Annotated in this window: 22 protein-coding genes, 1 tRNA gene and 1 pseudogene; all 24 read left to right on the top strand. The window is 57.2% G+C overall.

What is annotated here, in order from left to right:
* The first annotated feature begins 44 nt into the window (after positions 1-44).
* Positions 45-1,899: pseudogene (locus tag ACUVSA_RS08705) on the top strand (NADH-ubiquinone oxidoreductase-F iron-sulfur binding region domain-containing protein).
* A 12-nt stretch (positions 1,900-1,911) separates the two neighbouring features.
* Entirely contained in the window at positions 1,912-2,301 is a 390-nt protein-coding gene (locus ACUVSA_RS08710) for an NADH-quinone oxidoreductase subunit A (RefSeq protein WP_445894509.1), read from the top strand.
* Complete coding sequence (locus tag ACUVSA_RS08715; RefSeq protein ID WP_445894510.1) at positions 2,274-2,789, top strand: NADH-quinone oxidoreductase subunit B; 516 nt, start codon at positions 2,274-2,276, stop codon at positions 2,787-2,789. The genes ACUVSA_RS08710 and ACUVSA_RS08715 overlap by 28 nt, the downstream gene beginning before the upstream one ends.
* A gap of 2 nt (positions 2,790-2,791) precedes the next feature.
* Complete coding sequence (locus ACUVSA_RS08720; protein WP_445894511.1) at positions 2,792-3,265, top strand: NADH-quinone oxidoreductase subunit C; 474 nt, start codon at positions 2,792-2,794, stop codon at positions 3,263-3,265.
* Positions 3,258-4,379 (top strand): NADH-quinone oxidoreductase subunit D, encoded by a 1,122-nt coding sequence (locus tag ACUVSA_RS08725; RefSeq protein WP_445894512.1) that lies wholly within the window; start codon positions 3,258-3,260, stop codon positions 4,377-4,379. The genes ACUVSA_RS08720 and ACUVSA_RS08725 overlap by 8 nt, the downstream gene beginning before the upstream one ends.
* Before the next feature lie 81 nt (positions 4,380-4,460).
* Positions 4,461-5,447 carry an NADH-quinone oxidoreductase subunit NuoH gene (nuoH, locus tag ACUVSA_RS08730; protein WP_445894565.1) on the top strand — a complete coding sequence of 329 codons (987 nt, stop codon included), beginning with the start codon at positions 4,461-4,463 and terminating at the stop codon, positions 5,445-5,447.
* A gap of 124 nt (positions 5,448-5,571) precedes the next feature.
* Entirely contained in the window at positions 5,572-6,012 is a 441-nt protein-coding gene (locus ACUVSA_RS08735) for a NuoI/complex I 23 kDa subunit family protein (RefSeq protein WP_445894513.1), read from the top strand.
* Complete coding sequence (locus ACUVSA_RS08740; RefSeq protein WP_445894514.1) at positions 6,009-6,536, top strand: NADH-quinone oxidoreductase subunit J family protein; 528 nt, start codon at positions 6,009-6,011, stop codon at positions 6,534-6,536. The genes ACUVSA_RS08735 and ACUVSA_RS08740 overlap by 4 nt, the downstream gene beginning before the upstream one ends.
* A complete protein-coding gene (nuoK, locus tag ACUVSA_RS08745; RefSeq protein WP_445892284.1) occupies positions 6,533-6,841 on the top strand; it encodes an NADH-quinone oxidoreductase subunit NuoK in 309 nt (102 codons plus the stop codon). The genes ACUVSA_RS08740 and nuoK overlap by 4 nt, the downstream gene beginning before the upstream one ends.
* Before the next feature lie 67 nt (positions 6,842-6,908).
* Positions 6,909-8,852, top strand: a complete 1,944-nt coding sequence (locus tag ACUVSA_RS08750) for an NADH-quinone oxidoreductase subunit 5 family protein (protein ID WP_445894515.1) — start codon at positions 6,909-6,911, stop codon at positions 8,850-8,852.
* Positions 8,853-8,915: 63 nt separating this feature from the next.
* Complete coding sequence (locus ACUVSA_RS08755; protein ID WP_445894516.1) at positions 8,916-10,391, top strand: complex I subunit 4 family protein; 1,476 nt, start codon at positions 8,916-8,918, stop codon at positions 10,389-10,391.
* Positions 10,392-10,413: 22 nt separating this feature from the next.
* Positions 10,414-11,835, top strand: a complete 1,422-nt coding sequence (locus ACUVSA_RS08760; RefSeq protein ID WP_445894517.1) for an NADH-quinone oxidoreductase subunit N — start codon at positions 10,414-10,416, stop codon at positions 11,833-11,835.
* A 42-nt stretch (positions 11,836-11,877) separates the two neighbouring features.
* Entirely contained in the window at positions 11,878-12,753 is an 876-nt protein-coding gene (locus ACUVSA_RS08765) for an NADH-ubiquinone oxidoreductase-F iron-sulfur binding region domain-containing protein (RefSeq protein WP_445894518.1), read from the top strand.
* Positions 12,660-12,953 carry a 2Fe-2S iron-sulfur cluster-binding protein gene (locus ACUVSA_RS08770; RefSeq protein ID WP_445894519.1) on the top strand — a complete coding sequence of 98 codons (294 nt, stop codon included), beginning with the start codon at positions 12,660-12,662 and terminating at the stop codon, positions 12,951-12,953. Before ACUVSA_RS08765 ends, ACUVSA_RS08770 begins: the two co-directional genes overlap by 94 nt.
* Before the next feature lie 27 nt (positions 12,954-12,980).
* Positions 12,981-13,940 (top strand): 4Fe-4S dicluster domain-containing protein, encoded by a 960-nt coding sequence (locus ACUVSA_RS08775; protein ID WP_445894520.1) that lies wholly within the window; start codon positions 12,981-12,983, stop codon positions 13,938-13,940.
* Positions 13,937-14,989, top strand: coding sequence for a molybdopterin oxidoreductase family protein (locus tag ACUVSA_RS08780; RefSeq protein ID WP_445894521.1), 1,053 nt, complete (start codon positions 13,937-13,939; stop codon positions 14,987-14,989). The genes ACUVSA_RS08775 and ACUVSA_RS08780 overlap by 4 nt, the downstream gene beginning before the upstream one ends.
* 679 nt (positions 14,990-15,668) lie before the next feature.
* Positions 15,669-16,055: a coiled-coil domain-containing protein gene (locus tag ACUVSA_RS08785; RefSeq protein ID WP_445894522.1), complete on the top strand. Its 387-nt coding sequence runs from the start codon at positions 15,669-15,671 to the stop codon at positions 16,053-16,055.
* A 13-nt stretch (positions 16,056-16,068) separates the two neighbouring features.
* Positions 16,069-17,205: a DNA-processing protein DprA gene (gene dprA, locus ACUVSA_RS08790; RefSeq protein ID WP_445894523.1), complete on the top strand. Its 1,137-nt coding sequence runs from the start codon at positions 16,069-16,071 to the stop codon at positions 17,203-17,205.
* Between the two features lie 67 nt (positions 17,206-17,272).
* Complete coding sequence (gene topA, locus ACUVSA_RS08795; protein ID WP_445894524.1) at positions 17,273-19,612, top strand: type I DNA topoisomerase; 2,340 nt, start codon at positions 17,273-17,275, stop codon at positions 19,610-19,612.
* Between the two features lie 20 nt (positions 19,613-19,632).
* The gene (locus ACUVSA_RS08800; RefSeq protein WP_445894525.1) at positions 19,633-20,424 is read left to right on the top strand and encodes a prepilin peptidase; all 792 of its coding nucleotides are present in this window, start codon (positions 19,633-19,635) and stop codon (positions 20,422-20,424) included.
* A gap of 84 nt (positions 20,425-20,508) precedes the next feature.
* Entirely contained in the window at positions 20,509-21,333 is an 825-nt protein-coding gene (locus tag ACUVSA_RS08805) for an RsmE family RNA methyltransferase (RefSeq protein ID WP_445894526.1), read from the top strand.
* Positions 21,330-22,367, top strand: a complete 1,038-nt coding sequence (locus ACUVSA_RS08810; protein ID WP_445894527.1) for a hypothetical protein — start codon at positions 21,330-21,332, stop codon at positions 22,365-22,367. The genes ACUVSA_RS08805 and ACUVSA_RS08810 overlap by 4 nt, the downstream gene beginning before the upstream one ends.
* A 51-nt stretch (positions 22,368-22,418) precedes the next feature.
* A tRNA-Phe gene (locus ACUVSA_RS08815) sits at positions 22,419-22,494 on the top strand.
* Between the two features lie 85 nt (positions 22,495-22,579).
* Positions 22,580-23,194, top strand: coding sequence for a hypothetical protein (locus ACUVSA_RS08820; RefSeq protein ID WP_445894528.1), 615 nt, complete (start codon positions 22,580-22,582; stop codon positions 23,192-23,194).
* Positions 23,195-23,208: the final 14 nt, after the last annotated feature.

The raw sequence follows: 23,208 nt of genomic DNA on the forward strand, positions 1-23,208 counted from the left end.
GTTGATTAAAGAGATCAAAGCCAAGAGCACGTAGGTGAAAAACCATGAAGCGGCTCACAAGCATTCAAGATCTGGACGCGTTGCGACAGCAGATCCTCGAAAAGCACAAGCACATTCGCAAGCGGATTCGCGTGTGCAACGGAACGGGGTGTCATTCCCAGGGAAGCCAGAAGCGGGTGGACCTCTTTGAGAAGGTGTTGTCGGATAAGGGGCTGGATCGAGACTATCTGGTGGTGCCCACGGGATGCAACGGCTTTTGCGCCGCGGGACCCATTGTGGTCATTGAGCCCGAGGAGATTTTCTACCAAAAAGTCAAGGCGGAGCGCGTTCCGGAGATCACCGAACGCAGTGTATTGGGCGCTGAGGTCATTGAGGATCTTTTGTACATCGACCCCACTACGGGCAACCGCATCGTCCATGAATACGAGATCCCCTTTTTCGCCAAGCAGCAACGCATTGTCTTTAAAGATACCGGCAGCAATTATGTGCGGGATATTGAAGATTATATCTCGAGGGGTGGCTACTCCGCCCTGGCCAAGGTGCTTTCGTCCATGACCCCTGAGCAGGTCATCGAGGAAGTCAAACTTTCCGGGCTTCGCGGCCGCGGCGGCGGCGGATTTCCCACGGGGGTCAAGTGGGAGTCGTGCCGTCGGGCCCATGGAGACATCAAATACGTCGTGTGCAATGCGGACGAAGGGGACCCTGGCGCCTACATGGACCGCTCGCTTCTGGAAGGCAATCCCCACCAGGTGCTGGAAGGCATGATCATCGGAGGGTATGCCATCGGAGCCAAGGAGGGCTACATCTACGTCCGGTTTGAATACCTCATGGCGGTGGAAAACGCCATCTGGGCCATTCATCAGGCCAAGGAATACGGCCTATTGGGCGAAAACATTTTGGGAACCGATTTCTGCTTGGACATTCATGTGAACCGTGGCGCCGGTGCCTTCATCTACGGCGAATCCACGGCGCTCATGGCTTCCTTGGAAGGCAAGATCGGAGAACCTCGCGGCAAACACATTCACACGGTGGAAAAGGGCCTGTGGAACCGCCCGAGCAATTTAAATAACGTGGAAACCTGGGCCAATGTGCCGCTTATCATCAACAACGGCGGCGCCTGGTACGCCTCCATCGGCACGGAGCGCAGCAAGGGGACCAAGATTTTCTCCTTAGTGGGCAAGATCGACAACACGGGCCTTGTGGAAGTGGCCATGGGGACGCCGCTGCGCACCATTATTGAGGACATTGGAGGGGGCATTCCAGGAGGGCGGAAATTCAAGGCGGTCCAGACGGGCGGGCCGTCGGGGGGGCTGCGTGCCGGAGCGGCTCATTGATCTTCCGGTAGACTTTGAAAGGCTCAAGGAAGCCGGCTCCATGATGGGCTCGGGCGGCATGATCGTCATGGACGAAGTGACCTGCATGGTGGATGTGGCCCGTTATTTTCTGAATTTCCTCGTGGAGGAGTCCTGCGGCAAATGCATTCCGTGCCGTGTGGGCGTCAAGCGCATGCATGAGCTGGGGGTGGACATGTGCGAGGGGCGTGGGACTCCGGAGCACCTGACCAAGTGGGAAGACCTGTGCCACGCCATTGAAGAAACGGCCCTATGCGGGCTGGGCAAGAGCGCCCCGAATCCTGTCTTGAGCACCCTTCGGTATTTTCGAGACGAATACGAAGCCCACGTTTATGACAAAAAATGCTCCGCCAAGATCTGTAAGCCTTTGATCCAGTATGTCATCGATGTGGACAAGTGTACGGGCTGCGGAGCCTGCCGTCGTCGCTGTCCGGAAAACGCCATCATTGGCGTCAACAAAGAGTGTCATGGGATCGACGAAGAAGTCTGCGCCCGGTGCGGTATCTGTATCGAGACGTGTAAGTTCAAAGCGATCACCATCGAATAAGAGGGACGTCTTATGGTGCCGCAAGTTCTGCTTGGAGACTTTCTGGCCGTCGCTTTTTACCTTCTGGTGGGTGTGGTTTTCGCGGTGATTCCCATCATCATCTCGCATCTTATTGTGCCGCGCAGCACGGGGCGTCGTCGGGACGAAACCTACGAGAGCGGCATGGAGACCATTGGGAGCGCCTGGATTCAGTTTACGGCGGCCTATTATATCTACGCCTTGATCTTTTTGGCCTTTGATGTGGATGTCCTGTATCTCTTTCCGGTCACCTTGGCCTACGGTCAGTATACGTTTCGCGACTGCATCGAGGTGGTGCTGTTTCTGGGCATTTTGTCCCTGGCGATCGTCTACGCGTGGCGAAAAGGAGTGTTTGAGTGGAAAACCAAAGAACAGAGCCGGTAATCCAGTTCGCACTGCTGGACGACCTTCTCAACCTGGCACGGGCCAATTCCCTGTGGCCCATGACCTTTGGCCTGGCCTGCTGCGCCATTGAAATGATGGCGACTGGGGCGTCTCGTTTCGATTTGGACCGGTTCGGGGCAGGGGTTTTTCGCCCGTCGCCGCGGCAATCGGACGTCATGATCGTGGCCGGGACCATTTCCAGAAAGATGGCGCCGGCGGTCCAGATGCTTTGGGACCAGATGCCCAACCCCAAATGGTGCATCGCCATGGGCAATTGCGCCATTTCCGGGGGGCCCTTTGAATACGATGGCCAGTATGCCATTGTGCCTGGAGCGGACCTCATTGTGCCGGTGGACATTCACATTCCGGGATGTCCGCCCAGACCGGAAGGGCTCATTCAGGGCATCCTGGCATTGGAAGACAAGATTACCAAAGGGGAAAAGCGCAACGTGTTGCGCCGTTTTCGGCGACTGAAAAAGGTGCGTTGATCATGGCGGCAAAAGACGAAGCGGTGCGGCGGCTTCAGGAGCTCCTCGGGGAGAAGGCCCTGACGGCGGATCCCGACTTTCGAACCGGAGTCTCGTGGACGGTGTCCTGTTCCACGGAATCCTTGGTTCCGGTCATGAAGGTCTTGAATGAGTGCGGCTTTTACCTGGAATCTTTGACCGGCTTGGACTTTCAAGACACTTTGGAGCTGGTCTATCACGTGAACACCTACGAACCGAGGGCACGCATGGCGGTGCGGGTTTTGTGCCCCCACGACGGCGAAGTCCCGACGGTGACGGGCATCTTTGACTCGGCCCTGTGGCAGGAACGCGAAGCCTGGGAATTTTTCGGCGTGCGCTTCCGTGGACATCCGGATCTCAGGCGGCTTCTGCTTCCGGAAGACGCGAATTTTTATCCGCTTCGCAAAGATTTCGGGACGGTTCACGCTTACCGAAAACGGGAAGAAGTTTATGGCTGATCACTTTCCTCAACCGGTCCAGCAGCAGCTCTACAGTCTCAACCTAGGGCCTCAGCACCCGAGCACGCACGGCGTTCTGCGCGTGCTTCTCACCCTGGACGGCGAGTACATTCTCAAAGCGGACCCTGTCATCGGTTATGGCCATCGCGGTCACGAGAAGATGGGTGAAAACCGCACCTATCTGCAGTTTATGCCCAATTCCAGCCGCATGGACTATCTCTCGGGGCTGCTTTACAACCACGGCTTTTGCCTGGCCGTGGAAAAGCTTGCCGGCATCGAGCCACCCGAGCGGGCCAAGTACATTCGAGTAATCTGCGCTGAGCTGAACCGCATTTCCAGCCATCTTTTGTGGTTCGGCACCTTTCTCATGGACTTGGGGGCCTTCACCCCGTTTCTGTATTGCTTCGACGATCGTGAAAACATTCTGGACATCTTGGACCGTGTCACCGGGTCTCGCCTGACCTACAGCTACTGCCGATTCGGCGGTGTGGCTCGCGATGTGGATGAGGTGTTCATCGATCAGACCCGGGCCTTCATTCGAAGGTTGCGAAGCCGATGGCCGGATTACCACAATTTGGTGACTAAAAACGTTATTTTTATTCATCGGGTTCGGGGTGTGGGCATCATCGACAAAGACCTGGCGCGCCGTTTTGGAGTCACCGGGCCGAACCTTCGCGCGGCTGGTGTGCCCTTTGACATGCGCAAGGTGGAACCCTATGAGGTCTACGACAGATTTAATTTCGAGATCCCCACGGGCACCAGGGGGGACGCTCTGGACCGCTACCGCGTGCGTCTGGAGGAGATGGAGCAGAGCTGCCGCATCATCGAGCAGGCCTTGGAGCAGCTGCCGGATGGAGCGTACCGTCAGGAGCGCGTTCGGTTGAAACTCACGCCGCCACGAGGTGACGTGTATTTCGCCTTTGAGAGCGCCCGTGGGCAGACGGCTTACTATCTCGTGAGCGATGGCAGTCCTTATCCGTATCGAGTCCATGTGCGGGTGCCAAGCTTCGGCAACCTGCATTGCTTGACCGAGGTGTTGCAGGAAACCCTTGTGGCCGATGCCATTGCGATCCTGGGCAGCATCGACATCGTCGTGCCGGAAATCGACCGTTGAGGGGCTTCGGGACCGCCCATGAGGCCTGGGCTTAGGAAATGACGGCCCGCACCAACTTCGGAAGGAGATCGTTTGGACATGATGGAAGCCGCCGCAACTTCGGGTGCCTATTGGCTGAGGCTCATCGTGGGCCTGATCATCGTCCTGGCGTTCAGCCAGCTCAATGCCCTCTTTCTCGTGTGGCTGGAACGGAAAGTGGCCGGCCATATTCAAGTCCGTCTCGGCCCCATGGAAGTGGGACCGCACGGTTTGCTGCAGACCATTGTGGACGGCATCAAGCTGGTGGGCAAGGAGCTTATCACGCCATCGCGAGCCGACCGAAAGCTCTTTGTGATCGCGCCTGTTTTAGTTTTCATGCCGGTTTTAGTGGCATTTTTAGTCTTGCCCTTTGGCCCGAACCTCATCCTTCGCGACATGAATGTGGGGCTGTTGCTGATCTTTGCCTTTTCCACGTTTACTGTACTGGCGATTTTAGTGGGCGGCTGGGCGTCCAACAACAAGTATGCCCTACTGGGTGCGATTCGTTCTGTGGCCCAAGCCGTGGCTTACGAGATTCCACTGCTTCTCTCGGTTATGAGCGTGGTGCTCATGGTGAATTCCTTTCGGTTCAGCGAACTGGTCATGGCGCAACAGCGCATCTGGTTTGTGTTTCTGCAGCCTGTGGCGGCGCTCATTTATTTTATCTGCGCCACGGCGGAAACGAACCGTGCCCCCTTTGACATTCCCGAAGCGGAATCCGAGCTGGTGGCTGGATTTCATACAGAATACAGCGGCATGCGCTTTGGCCTCTTTTTCCTGGCTGAATACACCAACATGTTCATCGTCTGCGCTGTGGCCACGAGCCTGTTTCTTGGGGGATGGCACGGACCCTTTGGGTTCAGTTTCAAGATTCCCGGCGTGGTCTGGTTTCTGGCCAAGACGTACGTGCTCCTCTTTGTGCTCATGTGGTTTCGATGGACGTTTCCGCGCGTGCGCTTCGATCAGCTCATGAACTTTTCATGGAAGGTGCTCATTCCCCTGAGCATGCTCAACCTGGTGATCACGGCCTTGGTGCTCAAGCTGGTGTGAGGGTTCATAATCCAATAACCTTTAACCACTAAAGCACAGGTGATCACGGCCTTGGCTGGTGTGAGGGCACCGACAGCTCGAGACGGTGTGACGACAAAGGCATAAGCGGAGTTAAAGGGCGGCTATGGGATACTGGAAAGACATCGTGCTGGGAGGCCGGAGCCTCATCGAAGGGATGAAGGTGACGGGCCGGGCTCTTTTCAAGCCGGTGGTCACGGTGCAGTACCCTCGAAAGCACCTGGAGATGTCCCCGGCATACCGAGGACACATTGAATTAAAGGTTTTTCCGGAAACAGGAACCCACGGGTGCATTGCCTGTGGAACGTGCCAGAGAGTGTGCCCGTCCAGTGTGATCAAGGTCCAAGGGGTGAAGGCGCATGCCCGCAGCGGCAAGATCGCTACCCATTACGTCATCGACTATACGCGCTGCAGCCTCTGCGGATTGTGTGTGGAAAGCTGCCCGACCCAGGCCCTGAAGTTTTCGACGGAGTACGAGCTGGCCGGCGACTCTCGATGGGACGCTGTGGTGGACTTGGTCTTGCGGATGGAGGAAAGCCGATCATGAGCGGAGGTTTTTTAGTGGACAGCCTGGCCCAAGCCGCCTTTTGGATGGTGGTGGGCATCGTCTTTGGAGGGGCCGTTGTGGCGGTTTTTCCTCGAAACATTGTTTACAACGTGCTGGGTCTGATTGCGTGCCTGAGCGGCGTTGCAGGGTTGTTTCTTTACCTGGGAAGCTTCTTTCTTGCTTTGATGCAGCTGCTGATCTACGTGGGGGCCATTTGTATCGCCATCGTCTTTGCCATCATGCTTTCCCGGCCTCTGCATCTGGAAGTGCCCAAGAGGCGCATGCCCAAACTGGCGGCGGGTATCGGGGCGGCTTTCCTCTTCTTTGTGGCCGTCACGGCCGTGGCCTGGAAGACGGCCTGGAAGCCGGCGGCGGAACGTGGGACGGACTGGACCATCACAACCATCGGCCACCTACTGCTCACGCGTTATGCTTTGGTTTTTGAAGTCATCTCCCTGGTACTACTGGTGGCCATCATCGGCGCCATCGTGACCACAGGATTCAGCCGGAGGTTGTCCTCGTGAACTCACTCACCGTCTATTTGATCATCGCGGCGGCACTCTTCAGCCTGGGACTGTTCGGAGTGCTCATGCGCCGTAACCTCATCGGTATGCTCATTTCCATCGAACTCATGCTCAACGGCGCAAACCTGAACTTCATGGCCTTCAACCGCTTTCTGGCACCCGAACCGGCCGTGGGGCAGATCGTGACCTTGTTTGTCATGGGCATTGCCGCGGCGGAAGCGGCCATCGGGTTGAGCATCATTTTAGCGCTTTTCCGCAGGCTTCGCTCCATCAACATCGAACGCGCTCAACGGCTGCGCGGTTGAAAACCCTTGCATTATGGTTGGTGTGGTTTGACTCATCCGTAACTTCAGCGTGTGAAGGACGATGTCCATGATGTGGCTACCGCATGATTCCGTTCTAACCGCGGCTCTGGCCTGTGCCACCTTACCGTTTTTGTCCATGGCGGTCATTCTCATTTTCACTCGAGCCTATCCGAGAGTCTCATGCGCCATTTCGGTGAGTGCCATCACGGTGTGTTTGGGCAGCGCCTTGTATCTGCTGCTTACCCTGCGCCACGCCCCGGCGGCCGTGGAATACCAATGGGCTTGGATCATTTCCAGCGACATGGTGATTCCCTTTGGATTCCTTTTGGATCGCCTGAGCCTGCTGATGCTCAACATCGTGGCGGTGATCAGTTTTCTCGTTCAAGTGTATTCCATCGGATACATGCACGGGGATCCCGGCTTCAGCCGCTATTACGCCTTTCAGTCCCTTTTCGCCTGGGCCATGATGACCATGGTCATCGCGCCTGGCATGCTGCAATTCTACATTTTTTGGGAACTGGTGGGCCTCGCCTCCTATCTTTTGATCGGCTACTACTACGAAAAATGGAGCGCTTCGCAGGCCGGCAAGAAGGCCTTTGTCATGACCCGCCTTGGAGACATCGGCTTCTTCTTGGGCATCATCACCGTTCTTTTGGGCTTTGGAGACTTGGGCATTCAGCACATGAACGCGGCGGCGCAATCCGGGGACATTTCCCCGTGGGTGGTGACCGTCGGGGCTTTGTTGATCTTTTGCGGCGTGGTGGGCAAAAGCGCCCAGTTTCCACTCTTGACCTGGTTGCCGGACGCCATGGAAGGTCCCACGCCTGTGAGTGCCCTGCTGCATTCGGCCACCATGGTCGCCGCTGGTGTGTACCTCATGAGCCGCATCTTTTCCTTCTTTGCCGCCTCACCTGATGCCATGGCGGTGGCCCTGGTCATCGGCACCATCACCATGCTCTTGGCGTCCACCATGGCCTTTGTCACCTATGACATCAAGCAGGTGTGGGCCTATTCCACGGTCAGCCAGCTGGGGTTTATGGTCATGAGCCTGGCGGCGGGGGGCTATTTTGCCGGCGTGTTTCACCTGACCACCCATGCCGGCTTTAAAGCCCTTTTGTTCTTGTGCTCCGGCATTTTCATTCATGAATACCACACCAACGATATGCGGGAGATCGGGCGTGGAGGAGGCCGAAAGCTGATCATTCCCATGATCTGTATGACCGTGGGCGCGCTGGCCTTGGCGGGGATTTTTCCCTTCAGCGGCTTTTTCAGCAAGGAGGCTATTCTCGGTGTGCTGGCCGGGTATCCCAGCAAGATTTATTTGGGAGCCGGTCTCCTTGGAGCGCTCATGACCGCCTACTATAGTTTCCGGCTGATTTTCTTCATTTTGTTTCCACGACCGTCGGCGCAAGGGGCGCATCTTTTGGAGGACCATCACGGCCATGGCCACAGGGAGGATCACGGCGGAGGCCACCACGGCCATGTGTTTTGGGCCATGGCGTGGCCGTGCATGATTCTTGCCACCATCACGCTGGCGCTCGGCTTTTTCCAAAATGAGCTGCAGGTTTACCTGCTGGGACACGAAGCTGTTGCCCATAGCCAGGAAGCGGCGGAACACGGCGGCCATGGGTTGAGCCATTATCTGCTGCTCATCACGGCGGTGAGCCTGGCGGTGGGCGGTGTGTTTTTCGCTTACCTGGAATTCGGGTGGAAAAAGGCCACGCAAAAAGGGTTTCTCAGCAGGTTTCCTCGCGCGGAAGCCCTCTTCGCCAACCGCTGGTATATGGACCATTTTTACCGTAAGGCTTTGGATCTTTTGGTCTACTGCGGTTTCACCAATATCTTTACGCGAAACGATCGCCGCGTCATCGACGGAGGCATCGACGGTATTTGTCGTTTTACGGTTGGAGGCGGCCGTGCGGTGAGTTTTCTCCAGTCGGGGATGCTTCAATACAATCTGGTGCTCATGGTTGCCGCCGTGGGGGTTCTGGTCTTGGTGTTTGCCTTGTAGCGCCACCTAAGGCTGCGGCGCGAATAGAGCGAAGGGAACGTCTAGACGCGAGTGAGCATGCTTATGACAGCAATGGAATTTGCGCAGTTTCCGATCCTTTCGGCGATCCTGTTTTCCACCCTGCTGGCCCTGCTGGTTATCCTTTTCATACCCGATGATCGGCCCAAGTTGGTCAAGCAGGTGAGTCTGGGTTTTGCCGCCATAGGCCTGGTGCTTAGCCTGTACCTGTACGTGGCCTTTGACCCGCAAAAAGGCGGCTTCCAGTTCGTGGAACGAGTCCTGTGGGTCAAGAGCCTGGGCATTTATTATTTCCTAGCGGCGGACGGCATGAACGTGCCCATGGTTTTGCTAACGGCCGTGGTGCTTTTTACGGGCGTGCTCACCATGTGGGAACTGGACAAACGCGTCAAGGAATACTTCGCATTGACATACTTGCTGGTGGCGGGGGTTTACGGCGTCTTCATGAGCATGGACCTCTTCTTTATTTTCGTCTGGTATGACGTGTCGCTCTTTCCCATGTACCCGCTCATCGCCATCTGGGGCAGTACCCGCAAGGAATACGGCGCCATGAAACTCACCCTATACCTGCTGGCAGGGAGCGCGCTGATCCTTCCGGGCATTCTCTATCTATGGGCCGCGGCCGGCGGCACCACCTTTGATCTCTTTGAGCTGCAGCGGCTGGGCTTTGACGTCCAGGTGCAGCGCATCGCCTTTGTGATGCTCTATCTGGGTTTCGGCATTCTGGCGGGTGTGTGGCCGTTCCACACATGGTCTCCTGTAGGCCATGTGGCGGCACCCACGGCGGTGAGCATGATCCACGCGGGGGTGCTCATGAAACTGGGGGCCTACGGTATTTTACGCGTTGGCATGACCCTGTGTCCGGAAGGATTGGTGTACTGGGCGGATTTGATGGCGCTGTTGGCCACCATCGGTATCGTATACGGGGCCTTTGTGGGCTTGGCCCAAACAGACCTGAAGTATGTGATTGGCTACTCCAGTGTGTCCCACATGGGCATTGTGGGTCTGGGGTTGGCCACCATGACGGTGGACGGCATCAACGGGGCCGTTTTTCAAATGTTTTCCCACGGCATCATGACGGCTCTGTTCTTTTCCGCCGTGGGCTACATTTATGACAAGACCCATACCAAGATGATCCCGGAACTGGGCGGATTGTCCAAGACCATGCCCAAGGCCTCCGCCTTCTTCATTGTGGCGGCCTTTTGCGGCATCGGGGTGCCGTGCATGAGCAGTTTCTGGGCGGAGCTTTTGGTGTTCATTTCCGCGGTGAAGACTTATCCGCTGCGCGGCATCTTGGCGGTCTCGGGGCTGGTGGTGAGCGCTCTGTTTATGCTGCGGGTGGTGCAGAAAACCTTTTACGGGGACAAGAACCCCAGGTGGGAACACATTCCCGATGTGCCCCTCTTTTTGGCGTCTCCGCGCATCATTTTGATAGGGATTTTAATTTTCTTCGGTCTGTTCCCGAGACTCATTCTGGACGTGATCCAAAGTGCCGTAGTTCCTTTTGTGAACAGCCTGTAGCGAGACGAGGGATGAATTGGTCATGATGAAATGGACCCTGTTTACCCCCGAACTGTATTATGTGGCTGTGGCGTCCGTGTTTTTCATCGGCTCTCTGGAAAAGAAAGCGGACCCGAGGCGTCTCTACCGCTGGGCGGTGGCCTTGGCGGGCATCGGGCTGGCGGTGACGGTGGCATGCGCCCGCATGGAGGGGTTCCTGTTTTTCGACTCCTACAGGGTGGATCTGTTCAGCCAAGTGTTCAAGGTGCTCCTGGCCTTGGGGATGTTTTTCGTGGTCTTGGTGTGCGATGAGCTTCACGGCATTGAGGCGAGAAAGCACGGTGAATTTTACTTTTTGCTGGCCGTGTGCACATTGGCCACGATGATGTTGGTGAGCGCCGTGGAGCTGCTCACCATTTACATCGCCTTGGAACTCTCGTCCTATTCGCTCTATCTGCTGGTGCCCATGCGGCATCGTGCCGATGAATACGTGGAAACGGGCATCAAGTATTTCATGGTGGGCGCGACGGCTTCAGCCCTGATGATTTTCGGCATGAGTTATCTCTTCGGCGTCACCCATAGCACCTATGTGGTGGACATTGTGCAGAAACTGCCGCACCTTTTGCAGCAACCGGCGGCTCTCGTGGGCCTGGTGCTGGCCCTTGGCGGCTTTTTCTTCAAACAGGCCTTGTTCCCGTTCCATATTTGGGCTCCGGACGTCTACCAGGGGGCGGCCAATCAAGTGACCACCTACATCGCCACGGCATCCAAGATAGCCGCTGCCGCCATGGTCATTCGGTTTGTGGGCATGAGTACCGGGCAGTCAGAACTGCTGGTGCAGATCCTGGTGGTGCTCTCGGTCGTGTCCATGACCTTCGGCAACCTGGTGGCCATTGTGCAAAAAGACATCAAGCGGCTTTTGGCCTATTCCAGTATCGCCCACGCGGGCTATATGCTCATCGGCATTTTGTGCATGACCCAACGGGGGTATTCCAGCGCGGTCTACTATGCTTTGGCGTATTTAGTCATGAACTTTGCCTGCTTCATGGTCATCATTCGAGTGGCTCCGGACGGGCACAACCTGCAGATCCGGGAATTGGCGGGCTTACATAAGCGTTCCCCCATGCTGGCCATGACCCTCATGCTAGCGCTCTTCGGCCTGGCCGGCATTCCGCCCACGCTGGGCTTTACTGGTAAATTTCTGGTCTTTGCGGCGGCCTTGGAAAAGGGATACCTCATGCTGGTCATCATCGGCATGATCAACGCCACCATATCCCTTTACTACTATCTGATCGTCATCAAAGCCGCCTACCTTTTGGAACCCGTTCGAGAATACCCTCCCGTGCGCGTGGACACCTGGACGCGGGTGATAAGCGCCGCACTGGTGATCGCCATGGTGTACGTGGGCATCTTTCCCGATCGCTTTGTGGCGCTGGCGGAAGCGACCGTCGCGGTGCTGCCCTAGCCGAAGCGCCGCTGCCGTCTGAAACGGAACAAGGATAGGACAATGCGGGAACGGTTAAGAGATCTCAAGCACTATATGGAGGAAAAGGTTCGGGCTGGCGTCCGTGCGGCGGTGGACATGGCGACCCCCAAGAGCAGGGAATCGGACCGCACGCCGCTGTCTAGTGAACGGACGTTTTGCGACCCCGCATCCAAAAAGGCGTGTGTGACCGTGTGCACACCGCGAGGGGACTGTTCGTGCGATGCGGCGGCCTTAAAGGATGCCCTGCAAAAGGCTCTGGAAGAGCACGGGCTGCAGATCAGGGTCGGAGAAGCCAAAACGGGGTGTTCCGGCACATGCCGTCAGGGACCGTTTCTGGGATTTCCACAAAAAGGGTTTTTCTATCTGGGTGTGCCTCCCCAGGCGGCGGCCGACGTTGCTCGCGAAACCCTTGTGAAGGGTCGACTTCTTTTTCCTTACCTTTCCATCACCCCTGACCGCTCTTACCGCCCCGATGTGCTTTACGATCGTTTCAGCGGCCTTTTGGCCGCCATTGACGACACCGTGTGCATGGTCGATGTGGCCAAGTACTTTTTGGATTTTGAAGAAGGCCTCTCCTGTGGCAAGTGTGTTCCCTGTCGTTTAGGCATCAAGAGGATGGAAGAGAGCCTTGAGCGTATTGTGGGCGGCGCGGGAACCATGGAAGATTTGGAGCAGCTGGGCATACTGTGTGAGACCATGATCTTGGCTCCGCACTGTGAATTTGCCATGACAAGCACCAAGCCGGTGCTGAGCGCCATCACGTATTTCAGAGACGAGTTTTTGGAGCATATCGAAAAGAAGGAATGCCGCGCAGGCGTTTGCCAGCCGCTGGTGGAAATCCAAAAGAAGAAGGCCTTTCGCGAGCGCATGGCGCCCAAGAACATAAAAGCCAAGTAGGCGGGTCCCTCGGCACGGCGCGGATTCGGGAAACGAAAGGAAAGCACCGGAAGAGGGATGGGACATATGGCGACGATCACGTTAAGATCAATGCCCAAGAAGTGCAGGTGGAAGAGGGCGCGACCATACTCGATGCGGCAAAGAAGGCGGGAGTGTATATTCCCACGTTGTGCTACCACCCGTATCTGCCTTTGGAGTAAGCCTGCCGCATTTGTGTCGTGGAGGATGTGCGTCGAGGGTGGTCGACGCTTGTGGCCGCCCGTGTCTTTCCGGCCCGCCAGGGTATGGTGATTGAAACGGATTCGGAAAAGGTTCAGGAATCGCGAAAGAGCATTTTGGAACTCCTGCTGTCGGATCATCCCAATGCCTGTATGACCTGCCAAGCCACAGGGGACTGCGAGCTGCAGGAGCTGGCTTACCGGCATCGCGTCAAACCTGATGCCTATCCTGGAGAACGCCACAGACATCCGGTGGATTCGGACCCCAACCCTTATCTGCATATCGACATGAACAAGTGCGTGCTGTGTCGGCGATGCATTCGCGCCTGTCATGACGTGCAAGGGGCGGACATCTGGACCAAAGTGGGGCGCGGCTTTGAACAACGCATCTCCACGGCCTTTGAGTTGCCCTTGCAGGATGCCGGCTGCGAATTCTGCGGCCATTGTGCGGACTTTTGCCCTGTGGATGCCATTGGTTTTCGGGCCGGCCGTTATGAAGTGCGTGCCTGGGAATTGCGCAAAGGAACGACCATCTGCCTGCAGTGTCCCATGGGGTGCGGCGCCGTCTATGACACGCACAAAGGCAAGGTGGTGACGGTCCACGGGGACTTTGAGGCCCCCGCCAACACAGGGGCCCTATGTAAGGTAGGACGCTTCAACTACAACTTCGTGAATACCCCCCATCGCTTGCAGAGTGCTTTCGTGCGCGGCCCGTCTGGGGAACAGGCGCCAGCGCCCATGCATGCGGCTCTGGATTTGGCGGCGGCGAAGCTGGCGGAAATCGTCGAAAAGCATGGAGGCTCGGCAGTCGGGATCGTGGCTGGCGGCATGCTCACCAATGAAGAATATTACCTGCTGCAGAAGCTGGCGCGCGGCGCTTTGCGCTCTAACAATGTGGACAACGTGGCCGGCCCGTGGCAACTGCCGCTCTATGAAGGGCTCAGCAGCGCTTTGGGCTGGGGGGCATGACCAATCCCTTGGACGACATCGCTTTGGCCAAGAGTTTGCTTGTTCTGGGATCCAACACTTTGGAAAGGCATGCCATCGCGGCCTTGCGCGCTCGCAAGGCGGTGCGTGAAGGCGCCGCGATGATCGTGGCGCATCCGGATCGTGTGGGTTTAACGAAAAACGCGGAGCGTCATCTGGCCCTACGGCCCGGATCGGAATCCAGCCTGCTGTGCGGATTTCTCAAGGTCATCGTTTCCGAAAAGCTCTACGATGCTTCGTTCGTGGACAAGTACACGCAGGAATTCGACAAGCTGGAACGAAGTCTGGAAAAGATCAGTCTACAGGATGTGGCGGAACGCACGAGCCTTTCTGAACAAGAAATTCAGGAAGCCGCTCGACTCTACGCCTCTCGAAGGCCGGCGTTTCTCATCTACGGACAAGATATGGGTCAGGAACCCGCCAATGAGACCCTTTATCGCATGGGAGCAGCCCTCCAGATGCTTTTGGGGTCGGTGGGGATCCCCGGGGGTGGGTTCGCGGCCATGGGGGTAACCGGAAACGCCCAAGGGGCTGCGGATTTCGGCGCGTGGCCCAAGTATCTTCCGGGATATCGCAGTGTGGCCCAGGCGGCGGCGCGCAAGACGGTCGGCAACCTATGGGGTGTGGAGGTTCCGGGGGATGCCGGCTTGAGCTGGCCGCAAATGTATGAAGCGGTGGAAAAAGGGGACCTCAAAGCCCTGTACCTGGTTGGTGTGGACCCCTTTGAACTGGGCTTGCCGGAACGTGCCGTGGAAAGCGCTTTGGCCAAGTTGCCGCTTCTCATCGTCCAGGACTGCGCCACGACGCGAGCGGCGCAGTACGCTCACGTAGTGCTGCCCTGGGCCGCCTTCATGGAAAAGGAGGGCACGGCCGTCAATTGCGAGCGGCGCATGCAAAAGCTCTCTCCCGTCATGACCCCTCCCGGTGAAGCCAAACCGGACTTTGACCTTATTCAAGAGCTGCTTCGCCGACTGAACGGCGACTGGTTCCGACCGACCGAGCGCAGGCCTTTGATGAGGCGGTGCAACTGATTAAGGACATGAGTCCCCTGCGGTATGCCGCGGTGGGCAAGAAGGGACCCTGTTGGCCCGTTCAAGAAAACGGGTCGGGCATGGAACGCCTGCCGCTCCTGGAAGACAAGCCGACCCTGAAGTTTTTCGCGACTCGCCTTAATGACTTCATGGCCCTATGGCCCCGAGGGTGCCCCCGGGGCCATAGGGCATTCCTCAAACCGGAAAAAACCGCGCCTCTGAAGTGCTTCATCGCTTCCTGCATAAGCCCGTTTCATGAAAGCTTTCTCCAACGGGCTGATTCAGAAAATTCTTGGAATCTTTCTGACCGGACTTTAGACTGTGGCCCGGCCACGGAGACCTTTGGTTCCACAGCCTCGACCTGGACCCATCGTTCGGCCCTCACCTTCTCCCGGGGAACCCTAACTCTGTCGAGCTCCTTTTTTGCGAGTCCCCCTGGATTCCTCCATGGGAGAATGCCGTGAGCGAAGAGACTCAACGTTTCAGGACCATCTGGAACTTAAACACCCTTTCAAAGGGTGGCTTTTGAAGGCATAGCGACCCGGGGCAACGCCGCTCTGGGTTGCTCCCCCAAGAGGGATTCGATAAGCTTTTGTATAAGGCCACGCCTCGAGGCCGTGTGACGAGAGATTTTTCGAAAGCCCCTGTGGTCGTCACGAAAGGAAAGCGTGCTTTGGACATGAAAGAGACCATTCGGTCGGTCATTCAGGAATTGATCGGTCCGGAATTGAGAATGATCAAAGGGGAACTGCGCGAACTGGAAATCCGTGTCGACGGCGTGAAAAAGCGCCTGGACGACTTCAACACTCGCCTTGACACCATCTTATTACAGCTTGTCGAGCACAGTCGACGTCTTGATGAAAACAACAAACGCATCGACGAGACGAATGCGCGGGTGGACAGGGTTCATGCCGACCTCATCCTGCGCATGGATCGGATCAACGGCCGCATCGGTGAAAAGATGGACAAAATCCGCCAGGACCTCCCAAAGGATTCTCTCAGCGGAGTCATGGTTAGGCAAAAAGAACGGGGTGCACTGAGGAGCCGTCTTCAAAAAGGTTTTTGAGGGTTCCCCTGCCGTGCGAACCGAGCTGGATAAGAATACGCGGGTGTGGCTTTCGCTCAAGCTCACCCCGGAACTGGGCAACATCTCCATATTGCGGCTTTTGGAGTGTTTTGGGTCCGCCGAAGCGGCCTGGGCGGCACGGACAAGTGCGGATCTGGACTCTGTTCCCGGGCTGCGACGAGAAGCGAAAGCCGCCTTGCGTGCAGGCCGCACGATCCGCCCCGTGGAAAAGGAATGGCGTGCCCTGCGAGAGCGCGGCTGGGGTCTCATCTGCCTGGGCGATTCCGATTATCCTGAAAATCTGAAGAGCATTCCCGACCCACCCGCAGTTCTTTACGTCACAAGCGCTCCGGAACTTCGAGACCTTGTGGCCGTTGCCGTCGTGGGATCCCGATGTGCCTCACCCATGGGGCTTGTCTTTACGGAGAAACTCTGCGCGGATTTGGCGCGGCGCGGGGTGACGGTGGTAAGCGGCTTGGCTTTGGGGATTGACAGCGCCGCCCATCGTGGTGCCATCAAAGGGGAAGGGCGCACTTTGGCGGTTTTGGGCTGCGGTTTGGATGTGATGTACCCTCGGCCCAACGTGGATCTTCGACGCGAGGTGATGGAGCATGGAGCGCTGCTGACCGAATTTCAGTTGGGCACGCCGCCCTTGGCCGGGCATTTTCCCCAAAGAAACCGAATCATTAGTGGTCTGGCCCTGGGGGTTGTGGTGGTGGAGGCCACCGCAAAGAGCGGCTCGCTCATCACGGCGCGGTGTGCTTTGGAGCAGGGTCGTGAGGTCTTTGCCGTTCCCGGCATGGCCCGGAGTGTGCTCAGCCAGGGCCCTCACCTTTTACTTCGTCAAGGAGCCACCCTGGTGGAAACGGCCGATGACATTCTGGAACAGATTCGACCCATGATTCGCCCCAGCACGCTGCCCGTCGATGTTCAAGCCGCCGCGCCGACCCCAAGTTCCGTGGAATTGTCCAGTGTCGAAGCGGCTCTTTTGAAATGTCTCGGCGATGAACCCGTCCATGTGGACCGAGTGTGCCGAGAAAGCGGCCTGAATGTGTCCCTTGTTACAGCCACCCTTCTGGCGCTGGAACTCAAAGGGCTTGTGCGTCAGATGCCGGGCAAGTATTTTATGCGGCTCTCTGAAAGAGTCTGACAAATTCACTTTAACGCTTCATCGGAAATGCCGAATGAAGAAATGACCTGGAATTCATGGGGGAACAATGGCGCCGTCGCTTTTGATCGTGGAAAGTCCCACCAAAGCCAACACACTGAACCGGTACCTGGGGAAGGATTTCATCGTGAAAGCTTCCGTGGGCCACGTCAAGGACCTGCCCAAAACCAAGCTGGGCATTGACGTGGAAAACCAGTTCAAGCCCGAGTATCAGGTTCTGCGCACCAAGAAAAAGGTGCTCAAGGAACTGAGCGAAGCGGCCGCCAAAGCCCAAGCCGTCTATCTCGGGCCTGACCCGGATCGGGAAGGGGAGGCTATTGCGTGGCACATTGCGGAAGAATTGAAAATCAACGGCAAGCCCCTTTATCGCGTTCTTTTTTATGAACTGACGCCAAAGGCGATTCGAGAGGCTTTGCAAAACCCGGGACAACTCAACCCCAATCTCTACGATGCGCAACAAGCGCGCCGCATCCTGGATCGTCTCGTGGGCTATCTCATTTCTCCCCTGCTGTGGGAAAAGGTCAAACGGGGGCTGAGCGCAGGACGGGTTCAGTCCGTGGCCCTGCGACTCATTTGTGAGCGGCAGCGGGAAATCCAGCAGTTCGTTCCCGAGGAATATTGGACCCTGACAGCCGAGCTGTCCCCGAAGCGGGAGGCAACGGTCACGGACACGGCGGAGCGCTTTGAAGCCAAGCTGTGGCGTATCGGGACCAAGAAGTGCAAGCTGCATTCCAAAGAGCAGACGGAAGCGGTGCTTAGGGCCTTGGAAGGAAACACCTTTCGAGTGCTCAAGGTGGAAAAAAAACAGCGCCGCAAGAACGCTTCGCCTCCCTTCATTACCAGCACGCTGCAACAGGAGGCGGCGCGAAAATTGCGTTTTTCCGCAAAAAAAACCATGCGCGTGGCCCAAAGACTCTACGAAGGTGTGGACATCGGCGATGAAGGTGCTGTGGGATTGATCACCTACATGCGCACGGACTCCACACGCCTTTCCGACGATGCTCTCAAGGCCGTGCGAGCCTACATCGGCGAGCGCTACGGGGCGCCGTATCTGCCTTCCAAGCCCAATGTGTACAAGACAAAGGCCGGAGCGCAGGACGCTCACGAAGCCATTCGGCCCACCGATGTGGCGCGAACCCCGGAGTCCTTGGAACGGTACCTGTCCCGTGACGAAGCGGCCCTGTACGGCCTTATCTGGAAGCGGTTTGTGGCGTCTCAAATGAGCCCGGCTCAGATTGCCCAGACGACCGTGACCATTGAAGCCCGTGCCGAGGGGCAGGACCAAGGGAATGAGGACATGTTGGAAGGGGCATGGAAAAGAGGCGGCCTCGCCCATTTGTTTCGTGCGACGGGATCGGTTGTGGATTTCCCCGGCTTCATGGTCCTCTATACGGAAAGTGACGACGAGGAAGCCGAGGAAAAAGACGGAACGGCTCATGGACGTCTTCCGGCGCTCGTGGAAGGACAACCCTTGAATCTTCACAAGCTCCTTCCCAAGCAACACTTTACGCAGCCGCCTCCTCCGTATACGGAGGCGAGCCTGATCAAGGAACTGGAGGAACGGGGTATCGGCCGTCCCAGTACCTACGCGACCATCGTTACGACCATCCTGGACCGAGAATACGTTCAGGAAAACCGAAGGCAACTGGTGCCCACCGAATTGGGCCTGCTCATCAACGATCTCTTGACGGCCCATTTCCCCGAAATCGTTGATGTGGAATTTACGGCTAGAATGGAGCACAGTCTGGATGAGGTGGAAAAGGGCACATGCCCCTACCTCAAGGTCTTGGAAGAATTCTACGAACGCTTTCACACCACGCTCAGCGAAGCCCAAAAAAAGATGCTGAACCTCAAGGTGGGCGGCCTGCCCACGGGGGTCAGTTGCCCGAAGTGCGGTGGGCCTTTGCACATACGATTCAGCCGCAACGGGCCCTTTCTCTCTTGCGCCAATTACCCTCAGTGCCCATTCACCTCCAACTATCGCCGGGACGAAAAAGGGCAAATCCAGTTGGAGGAACGGGCATCCTCGGGCCAGATGTGTGAACGGTGCGGCAGTCCCATGGTGCTGAAAAAAGGCCGGTTCGGAGAATTCCTCGCCTGCAGCGCGTACCCTCAGTGCAAGCACACGCGGCCCGTGAGCCTGGGGGTGGCGTGCCCTCGAGAAGGCTGTGATGGGGAGATTGTGGAGCGTTACAGCAAGAGGGGAAGAAAATTTTACGGGTGCACACGTTATCCCGACTGTCATGTGATGCTGTGGCATCGGCCCATTGCCGGCACATGCCCTCAGTGCGGTTCTCCAGCTTTGTTGCTCAAGGCCGGCAAAAAAGGGGATCAATACATGACCTGCGCCCGTGCAGGCTGTGATTACAAAGCCCCCGTGGAATCTTAGGGAGTGCAGGGAACCAGGCCATGGGGTATGAACCGTTGGCACCCTGGATTGAACCCGCCGTGGCGTTCATGGTTGGGTGTTGCCTGGGCAGCTTTTACAATGTGGTCATTTACCGGTGGCCCAGAGGCGAATCCATCGTGAGTCCGCCGTCGCGATGCCCTGCCTGCGGCGCCTTCATTCGCTGGTATGACAATCTGCCGCTCATCAGTTTTGTGCTGCTTCGAGGCCGATGTCGGCAGTGCCGACAGGCTATATCCTGGCGCTACCCCGCCGTGGAACTCTTGACGGGACTCATGACCTCGGGATTGTTTCACATCTTTGGATGGAGCGCGTCGTTTTTCGTTTTTTTCGCTTTTGGAACCCTGTTGCTGCTCATCGCTTTCATCGACCTGGACACCTACCTTATCCCAAATGTGTTGTCTCTAGGAGGTCTGGTGCTGGGTCTGGGAACGTCCCTCGTATCGCCGCACATCACCTGGGTCGACTCCGTGACGGGTGCTGTGCTGGGCGGGGGGCTGTTCTTTGCGGTGGCCTGGGGGTATGAGCAATGGCGAAAACACGAAGGGCTTGGCGGCGGAGATATCAAGCTGCTGGCGATGATCGGAGCCTTTATTGGGTGGAAAGGGGTGGTGTTCACCGTGTTTGTCTCCTCTGTGGTCGGCGCCGCCGTGGGACTTTTGGTCATGGCTCGGTCCCGACAAGGGCTCGTGACGCGCATTCCCTTTGGGCCGTTTCTCTCGCTGGGCGCCATGTGCTATGTCTTTTGGGGGGAACGCCTTGCGAAATGGTACTGTGAAAGCCTAGGCCTTTAAAAGGGCGGCCCGATTCGGGCCAGCCCGAAAAGGCCTCAAATCCGCTCGGAAAAGACGGGCTTTGGCGGCTCTTTTCTTTGGGGCATGGGGATCAGTTCAGATGGCATGACGCGCCGCTGTTTTTTTTGCGAATCCCTAAAGGAGGCTTCGGGTGAGCCGGTTCTTTTGAGTCCCGAAGTGTCCCATCACGTCTGGCGGGTGCTTCGACATCGCCACCACGATGTGGTGGAACTGCGCGATGGCCAAGGGCGAAAGGCTAGGGCACGGATACGCGGGTATCGACAGGGCCGAGTGGCCTTGGACATTCTGCAGGTGTCGCGGGAGCTCAGGGAGGAGACGAGCACGGCCCTTCTCATTCCATGGGCGCGATCGGATCGCATGGATCTTGTGGTGCGACAGGCTGTGGAGTTGGGGGTGCACGAATTGTGGTTCTTTGAGGCGGAACACAGTCAATACACTGTTCCAGAGGCGCAGAAGGCCAGAAGGCTTGAGCGGTACCAAAAAATTGCCCAGGAAGCCCTGTGCCAGTGCGGCGGCATGTGGCTTCCCACAATGCACGCTGAAGATTCTCTGGAAGACGTGTGGGTTCGGCTGGAAGAAAGGCCGCGGGATAAGAGTGGGGAACTCCGGCTTCTGGCCTGCGAAACGGGGCCTCGAGAAACCCTGTTGTCCCTTCGGGACCGGTATCCGGTGATGCAGCGCATTGTGGCGGCCGTAGGACCCGAAGGCGGGTGGACGGATCATGAACGCCATGCCTTTCAAGCCCGAGGTTTTGTCCCTGTGTCCCTGGGAAAACATGTGTTGCGCTTTGAAACGGCCTGCACGGTGGTGTTGGCCGCCGTGGAGGTTCTCTGGAAACAGGCGTTTCACCAAGAGGCCCGGAATGGAGCGAGGATGGAGACGCCATGAAGTGCACAAAGTGTGGTTTTGTCGGGTTTGATCATGTGCGCACCTGCGCCAAGTGCGGAAGGGACCTGGAAGCCGTTCGGCAGGAGCTCAATCTGTGGGACTTTTCTCCGGCCGTGCCTTCCTTTCTCGTAGATGCGATGCTGGCCATGTGCCAAAAAGCTGGGGCTGCGGCGGCGGCCGCAGAAGCGCCGTCCCCAGAGCTGGCGGATCCTTTCGATTTGCTGAGTGAAATCGACCTTAAGGTGGATCTGGACGAAAAAACAGAGGAAATCACCTTGGAATTGCTGGATGAAGGGGAAGAGGTCCTGTTGGCGCCGCAGCCGATGCGGAAGCCGTCCGAGGCGGCTTCAGAGGAACAGGGTTTGGGTGAAGAAGATTCCGTTGTGGAAGAACAACCCTTAAGTCTTGACCAGGGATTGCAGGACCTGGATTTGAAGATCGCGGGAGCCGATGAAGGGGAAGAAGAGGTCGACGTGTTCGACTTGTCCGACGTGGAAGATACCTCTGAATTCGCGGTGTCCGTGGATGAAGAAAGATTGAGTGAAGAGGCTCTGGAACACCTTCGCCGAGAGTTGGCGTCGGCCGACGATCTTCTCAAGGACCTGGAAGGAGAAGCCCCTGACGCGGCAGACGTGGAACGTGAGCAGCCATTCACGCCTAGGGCGGAAGAAAGCGCGGTGGACGTCCTGTCCGTGGAAGGCGATGCGCCGGATGAGGATGATCTGAAATCTTTTCCGGAACCCGGCCCGGAGGGTGAGGAAGAGGACGTGTTCATCCTCATGGAAGAGCGCGACGGTGGGCTGGCCGTACAGGAATTCATCTTGGAAGAAGGGGCGTCAAAGGAAGACAAAGCTGCGCAGGCTTCGAATGAGGAGCTTGTTTTGGATCTGGACGCCTTGACGGAGGAGCTGAAACCCGAAGAAGGGCCACAGAAAACGCCCATGAATGAAGATCCGGCGCTGGATGGTTTGGTCCTGGAACTGGAGGACGGCTTTTATATCGAACCGGACGAAGACGAGAAAGAAGGGTCATGATAAAGTCCTTGACAAGGACAAGAGCGATCCTGTAAGTTCGCGCACGGTTTTGGCGAGGTAGCTCAGTCGGTAGAGCAGTGGACTGAAAATCCTCGTGTCCCCAGTTCGATTCTGGGCCTCGCCACCATTCATCATTCACTCAGGGGTTACCGCCCCAACTATAGAAAAGCCCGCCAACAGCGGGCTTTCCTCTTTTGAACAGGGGCAGGCATATGGAACTGCGCGTTGTTCGAGTGCAGTATCGTGGCGCGGAGGAGTTGCTGGAACGGTTGCGGGGGGTGACGCTGCTCAAAAGACCCGACGTCTACGTCTACCGCGATGCGGCCCTCAGTCTGGAAGAAATCCCCGTGGAAGACCTGTATCCGGCCCAGCGTTATGTCCTGGTGCACGAGCTGCAAAAGGTGCGTCACCTCAAGTGGGAACTGGAACGGTTTGGTTTCGACCTGTTTCATCTCAACGGTTACCTGAAAATTTGGCTAGAGGGAGAGGAGGAGGCCGTGGATCTGCTGCCTCCAGTGGTGGAAGAATCCGTGGAACGCAACGGCCGGCTGGTGAACCTCATCAACGACGGCATGCACCGCCTCTACCTGGCCTATTTGGAATGGGTGATACCCCAGGTCGTCCTCGTACGTGGAGTTCCCGAAGACCTTCCTTACTATGCCTTTCCCATGCCGGAGCAATGGAAAGGTGTGCAAATGGTCAAGGATCTTCCTCCGGGATACATGAAAAAATGGCACCGCATTCGGGACTACCATTCCCTGTACCGCAATTTCAATTCGGCCTTTGACAACGTGGGAGCTCCTCGAGGCTACTTCACGAAGCCGTGAATCCCGGCGCACGG

This window comes from Desulfosoma sp. (assembly GCF_052743555.1).